The following is a 6,561-nucleotide window of genomic DNA, read 5'->3' as shown; positions in this document are numbered from 1 at the left end:
CCTTGTGGCTCATCGTAAGAATCTCCTCTTGCGCCATAATGCCCCTCCTTCTAAAAGGCATTATAGCAGTTTAAAAATAGGACATTCTTACTTTGCTAATTTAGGACATTATTATATTGCGATTACATATTAATATTAGTGATTCCCAAAAATTTTCCAAGTGTCATTGCGAGGAAGGCCAAGCCCGACGAAGCAATCTATTGTTTAGATTGCTTCGCTCGCTACGCTCGCTCGCAATGACACCTTTGGAATAAGTATCATAAAATCAATATATTACAAAGAATCTTTGCTAAATTCTGTAGAAACTATTCTAATATTAAGACTTAAATTTTAACGCAAAGCGAAGAGCTCTATAGAGGAGGGGGTTAACGAATACTTAATGCACAACACCTTCTTTTTTAATTACTTGCAGCACAGTAATAAGTATAATTTTCATATCAAAGATAAATGAACGGTGAAGTTGGTAATATTCATCGAATTCGACTTTTACCGGAATCGGTAAATTGTCCCTTCCATTAACCTGAGCCCATCCGGTAAGCCCTGGAATCAAACGATCAATCCCCTTTGCAGAACGCAAAGCCACTAAATCGTCCTGGTTAAACAAAGCAGGCCTGGGGCCAACAAAGCTTAAATCACCCATAATTATACTGAACAATTGGGGTAATTCATCCAGGCTAAATTTTCGTAAAATTGAACCTACGGATGTAACATAGGATTCAGGATCTTTAAGTAAGTGCGTGGCAACAGCCGGAGTGTCTATACGCATGGAACGAAATTTAGGCATTTTAAATATACTATTATTTATTCCTATTCTATCCGACCAATATAAAACCGGGCCTTTAGAATTGAGTTTAATAACAACCGCTATAAAAATCAGAGGAATAAATAATACGGCTAAAAGCAAAAATGAAAAACCAAGATCAAAAATCCTTTTAGATAATAAATACATCATAGGCCTATTTGCGCACAATATCCTTCGATAACAAAACTTTCGCTACATTCCCTAACAACTTTTAATCTCGCATTTTGCCCCATCTGTTTTCTCTGGGCCTCGGGCATCTTCATCATCATATCCATTGCTTTGGTCAATTCAAATGAATTCCTTACCTTGACTAGAAATCCCGTAATTCCATGCTCAACTACAGCGCGGCATCCCGGAACATCACTGGCTATAATAGGTAATTCCATCGCAGCAGCCTCCATTAAAGACTTTGGGATACCTTCACGATAAAAAGTGGGTAAAACAACGCAATCGCATTTTTCTAGAAACGGCCTGACATCAACTGCCTCACCCAAATATTCGATAAGCCCCTCTTTAACCCATTTTTCAATTTGATTTTTGCTAATCCCGGAAGGATTACCCTTATCTATCATGCCTAAAAAATTTACCTTCATTAAAGGATACCGTTCCTTCAACGTACGCACAGAATCGATAAGCTCTCGGATCCCTTTATCCCAAATAATCCTTCCCATATATAAGAAAACAAACCCTTCTTTATCGCTCTTACTGCTATTAGGTTTAAAATAATCGATGTTTACCCCGGAACCGGGGACAACAACACATTTTTTAGAATTAATTAATTTTTTGTTCAAGAATAATTCTAAATCATCTTTATTCTGAAAAAAAGTTTTGGTTGCATAAAAACCTGCAAATTTATAAAAAATAAGTAGAAATTTTGTAAGAAAACCCATTTTGATGAACAAATGCCCCAGGCCAGAGTGGGTATTGATACACCGACGGCCAGTAAGACAAGCAGCAATGGTTCCATAAAGGAATGGTTTGGTAGAATTATGGAAAATCCAATCTGGCTTTTCTTTTTTATATATTTTTATTAAAGTAAAAAGCAGCAACAAGTCCTTAAAAACATTCGTGCCTTTTCTTTCCAAAACAATTGGAATATATTTAAAACCCAACTCCTGCAGTTTAAAGGTATATTCATCATCGGCCGCACAAAAAATAACTTCATGCCCGCGATTTTTAATCTCAACCATCAATCCTCGCCGAAAATTAAAAAGCGCCCAGGATATATTGGAAACAAAAATTATTTTCATATATTTATTAGTTATATTCTAACCAGGAATTAAACATAAGTATATCCCATAATTCATGCTGCCAATTATTGATACCTTTCTTATGCTCTTGCCATCTTTTAGTTATTATGGAAGAATCAAAATAACCTTTTTTCTTCAAATAGTCAGCTGATAATAGATCATCCGCCCAGTTCCCTAACGGGCCTCTCAACCAGGTATCAATAGGAATAGCAAAACCCATTTTTGGCCTATCCCAATAAGCTAAAGGCACGTATTTATTGAGAATATTCCTTAGCACGGATTTGGATCCTGTTTTATTGATAATCATCTGCGTTGGTAATTTCCAGGCAAATTCCACCAACCGATGATCTAAATAAACCGCCCTACTTTCAAGCCCTACGCTCATACTGGCGCGATCAACTTTGGTCAATATGTCATTGGGTAAATAATTAATCGTATCGAAATACATCATCTGTCTCTTATAGTCGGCAAGAAAACTTAATGAATTTTTGTTTTCTAGCTTATTAATACCGCCGTTTTGGCCTAAAACTATTTTTTCAGGCTGCTTCCAATGAGATGTTAAATTCAAATAAGCTGACTCGATATTTTGAGCTGATAAAACATCTAAAAATTTCTGAAATTTTATCCCGGGATTCCTTATTTTCAGCTTTGCCGGCAGCATAAATTTTAATTTTTCAAAAATATTTTCGAATGAATCCGCCGAGCAGGTTAAAAACAGGTGTGCTAATAATTTTCTAGAGCCATAAGGAAGCCAACACAGCTTTTTCCATATGCTTTCAAGCCAGATGTACCTATTATATCCGCCGAATATTTCGTCCCCTCCGTCACCGGAAAGGCATACCGTAACAAATTGCCTGGCCATCTTTGAAACTAAAATAGTCGGTATCTGCGAAGAATCAGCGAAAGGCTCATCATATATTTCGGGTAACCCGGGAATAATATCCAGGGCATCTTCGGCGCTAGCATAAAGGCTGGTATGAGTTGTTCCTAAAGGTTTGGCTATTACACGAGCATCTTCTTCTTCATTATATCTTTTATCGCCAAAACCAATCGTGAATGTATTTATAGGCACGCTGCTCTGCGCCTGCATTAACGCGGTAATAAGCGAAGAATCGATTCCTCCCGATAAAAAAACACCTAAAGGAACATCTGATTCCATACGAATCTTAACCGCATCTTTAAGTAAAACTTCTGCTTCTATCAGCGTTTCTTGTGGATTTCTATCCCATCTAATTTTATCAAAATCTTTTGCTATATCAGAAACAGACCAATAAGCTTTAGTATTAATACTTTTATCTTCAATCTTAAAAGTTAAAATTTCACCCGGCAGGAGTTTTTTAATATTTTTGTATATCGAGTAAGGCGCAGGTATACAATTATACCTTAAGTATAAAGTTAAAACTTGCCGGTCCACTTCTCCAATAAAACCCGGAAATTTCTTTAAAGCCTTGAGCTGCGAAGCAAAAACAAAACCATTGTTGATAAATCCGTAATAAAGCGGCTTTTCACCCAGGCGGTCCCGGCATAAAGAAAGTATTTTATCCTGCCTATCCCAAAGAGCAAAAGCAAACATACCGTTAAATTTTTCCACAGCGCCCTGAAGGCCATCACGGCTAATCTGAGCAAGCATAACTTCGGTATCTGAGTGTCCGCGGAATTTAAATCCACTTAATTCCAATTCTTTACGCAGAGCCCTAAAGTTATAGATTTCGCCATTAAGAACAACTACGTAGCGGCCACAAGATGACTCCATTGGCTGATGGCCTGCAACAGATGTATCAATAATCGACAGGCGCCTATGCCCTAAGGCTACTGCAGAGTTTTCATCAACCCAAACTCCTTTATCATCAGGCCCTCTATGACGTAAGGCATCCGACATGCCAGTAACAATTCTAACTAAATCACTATTTTTTTTGAAATTCTGCTTATCTATAAATCCAACAATTCCGCACATAAAAAGTTTTCTGTTGAGAAAATGGCTAAACCTAATGCAGTTTACCTTGTAGTTTATAATGGTGAATAAATTTCCATACACGGATAGGTAAAAACGCAACCAGATACAATAAAAAAAACTTAAAATTTATAAATTTGTAAGGCTCAAGCCTCAATCTGGCTAACCAGGAATTACCTCTTTCCATATTAACTTTTGCACACCAATATCCTACATTTGCCTCAAAATGCCTAAAAGCATTACGATATTCATTTGTATTAAAATCTTCAATCTTACTGAATTTATCTTTAATATAATCCAACTCAACTAAGTACCTATGTTGTAATTTCTGGCTGCTCATATGCTGATGTATCCGGTAAGTTGCCAGCGGCTCATTAATATAGGCGGCTTTAGATTTTAAAAGAATACGCATAAAAAAATCAAATTCCTCTGAAAGTTCAAGGCTATCGTCAAATTTTAAATTCAGCCTTTTAATTGCATCCATACGCACCATTACCGTCTGCAGATTAGCAGGATAATGCGCTAGAAAAGACCCGAAAACTTTTCCTTCCGGTTGCCGGCCATGTAATCCCAAAATCAAATCTCTAGCCTTTGGCATAATTACTCTGTAATAATTTGAATAGATAAAATCTATTTCTTTTCTCTCCATCATCAAAGCTACCTGTTTGGAAAGCTTTTGCTTTAGCCATAAATCATCGCAATCAAGAAAAGCAAGATACTCTCCCCTGGCCTCTGCCATAGCCAGATTCCTGGCTTGGCCCAGGGCAATAGCAGTTTCCCCTTTAAAATAGCGTACCTTTTCGCCATAACTTCTTGCTATCGCTTCACTATCGTCAGTAGAAGCATTATCCCAAAAAATTATTTCCCAATTCGCATAGCTTTGAGCAAAAACGCTATCGATAGCCTCTCGTAAATACTCTCGGCCATTTCTGCAATTCATCATGATGCTCACAAGAGGATTATTATTGGAGGAGTTACTCATGGATTATTTCCAGATATAAGGAATTGTTGAATCGGTAGGATCTAATCTTACAATCTCATTGGGGTCATGAGGGATATCGGCACAATTTGTAACAAGAGAAAGCGGCTCTGAGACCCCTTTAAACCCATACCACAACAGAGGCGGAATTTTTATTAAAGAATAATTCTCTACTCCAGTATCAATTTCCATAACCTCGCCGTTAGTAGAAGAATCCTTTCTGTCGTCAAAAATTACAAGCTTGATCTTACCTATCGGAACTGCAAAAAGCTGAGTCATCTTTAAATGCTTCCGCCATGCCTTCACCATGCCCGGCTTTATTTCTGAAAAATAGACTTCACCGAAAGAGTTAAAATACGAAGCATCGCAACGTAACATATGCATAACATTGCCGCGAGGATCAACAATTTTTTTTAATTTTTCAACAAAAACGCCATCAATCATATCTTAGACTTTCGCCCAGGCAAGCTTAAGCCCTTGCGCCTTAGAAATATAATATTCTATCTGTCCTATTGTAAAATCCAACATATTTTTATTTTTATCTTTGTAGTATTTCTCATACCACTCAGCAGTCATCTTTATGCTCTCCGGAAAAGTCAACACAGCATACCAATTCAAAGATTTTAAAGCTTTATCGCTGGATACTTTTAAAAACAAACTTTCTTTTGATCCGCTTTTTTTCGGTAGGTATTTCCATTTATTACTTCCACCAAAATTTTCTGAAAATAGCTTAATAAGTTCTCCCACTGACTCGCTTACCTTATAATCCGGGCCAAAATTAAAAGATTCACCATTTAACTTCCTGGACTCCGAGACCCTTTGGCCTAACCATAAATATCCGCTTAACGGCTCAAGGACATGCTGCCATGGCCTCGTAGCTTGAGGATTTCTTACACATACCACCTTATTCTCACTCCACGCCCTGACGCAATCCGGGATAATCCTATTTAAAGCCCAATCCCCTCCTCCGATTACATTACCAGCCCTTGCCGTAGCCATTCTAAAACCATGTTTTGAATCTTCAGCATAAGATTTAAAATAAGCTTCACAAACTAATTCAGCACAGGCCTTTGATGCGCTATAAGGATCCCAACCTCCAAGATGATCGGTTTCCCTGTATCCCCAACTCCAACCCATGTTTTTATAGCACTTATCACTGGTTATGATTATAGCGATTGTATCTTTTGAAAAATTACGTATACATTCTAAAATATTAACCGTTCCTAAAACATTGATTGCAAAGGTTTCTTTCGGGTTAAGATAAGCCACGTTCACAATAGGTTGCGCAGCTAAATGGAAAACAAAATCAAAGTTATTTTTAGTAAAGATCTTCTTTAAAAACTCATAATCACGGACATCACCATCTATATGATTAACAAGCTTGTCCACCCCGCATACGGAAAATAAACACGGTTTAGAAGGCAGGTAACTAGAAAATCCCGTAACATCAGCACCTAATAATGTCAGCCAAATGGAAAGTAGCGAGCCTTTAAAACCCGTGTCGCCTGTGACTAAAACCTTTTTTCCCTGATAAATATTCTTAAAAATTGAGTCAATTTTTTTATTTTCCATATAAAAC

General features: G+C 37.3%; 6 protein-coding genes. All 6 read right to left on the bottom strand.

The features are described from left to right. Positions 1-376: 376 nt before the first annotated feature. Genes PHC29_04690 through rfbG form a run of 6 tightly spaced genes read right to left on the bottom strand, consistent with a single transcriptional unit; the run spans position 377 to position 6,554 of the window. Entirely contained in the window at positions 377-952 is a 576-nt protein-coding gene (locus PHC29_04690; protein ID MDD5108790.1) for a sugar transferase, read from the bottom strand. After that, positions 949-2,052 carry a glycosyltransferase family 4 protein gene (locus PHC29_04685; GenBank protein MDD5108789.1) on the bottom strand — a complete coding sequence of 368 codons (1,104 nt, stop codon included), beginning with the start codon at positions 2,050-2,052 and terminating at the stop codon, positions 949-951. Before PHC29_04685 ends, PHC29_04690 begins: the two co-directional genes overlap by 4 nt. A 7-nt stretch (positions 2,053-2,059) precedes the next feature. Then, positions 2,060-4,006 (bottom strand): asparagine synthase (glutamine-hydrolyzing), encoded by a 1,947-nt coding sequence (gene asnB / locus PHC29_04680; GenBank protein MDD5108788.1) that lies wholly within the window; start codon positions 4,004-4,006, stop codon positions 2,060-2,062. Positions 4,007-4,037: 31 nt separating this feature from the next. Beyond that, entirely contained in the window at positions 4,038-4,946 is a 909-nt protein-coding gene (locus tag PHC29_04675) for a glycosyltransferase (GenBank protein MDD5108787.1), read from the bottom strand. A gap of 42 nt (positions 4,947-4,988) precedes the next feature. Then, entirely contained in the window at positions 4,989-5,426 is a 438-nt protein-coding gene (locus PHC29_04670) for a dTDP-4-dehydrorhamnose 3,5-epimerase family protein (GenBank protein ID MDD5108786.1), read from the bottom strand. A gap of 3 nt (positions 5,427-5,429) precedes the next feature. Then, the gene (gene rfbG, locus PHC29_04665) at positions 5,430-6,554 is read right to left on the bottom strand and encodes a CDP-glucose 4,6-dehydratase (protein ID MDD5108785.1); all 1,125 of its coding nucleotides are present in this window, start codon (positions 6,552-6,554) and stop codon (positions 5,430-5,432) included. Positions 6,555-6,561 lie beyond the last annotated feature (7 nt).

It is taken from the genome of Candidatus Omnitrophota bacterium (assembly GCA_028712255.1).
GTDB lineage: Bacteria > Omnitrophota > Gorgyraeia > Gygaellales > Profunditerraquicolaceae > UBA6249.
Note: the sequence above shows the minus strand (reverse complement) of the source record. Positions and strands in the feature narration are given on the sequence as shown.

Bases quoted from the DNA above. Each gene is read 5' to 3' on its own strand.
- PHC29_04690 (MDD5108790.1), bottom strand. From the start codon at position 952: ATGATGTATTTATTATCTAAAAGGATTTTTGATCTTGGTTTTTCATTT.
- PHC29_04685 (MDD5108789.1), bottom strand. From the start codon at position 2,052: ATGAAAATAATTTTTGTTTCCAATATATCCTGGGCGCTTTTTAATTTT.
- asnB (MDD5108788.1), bottom strand. From the start codon at position 4,006: ATGTGCGGAATTGTTGGATTTATAGATAAGCAGAATTTCAAAAAAAAT.
- PHC29_04675 (MDD5108787.1), bottom strand. From the start codon at position 4,946: ATGATGAATTGCAGAAATGGCCGAGAGTATTTACGAGAGGCTATCGAT.
- PHC29_04670 (MDD5108786.1), bottom strand. From the start codon at position 5,426: ATGATTGATGGCGTTTTTGTTGAAAAATTAAAAAAAATTGTTGATCCT.
- rfbG (MDD5108785.1), bottom strand. From the start codon at position 6,554: ATGGAAAATAAAAAAATTGACTCAATTTTTAAGAATATTTATCAGGGA.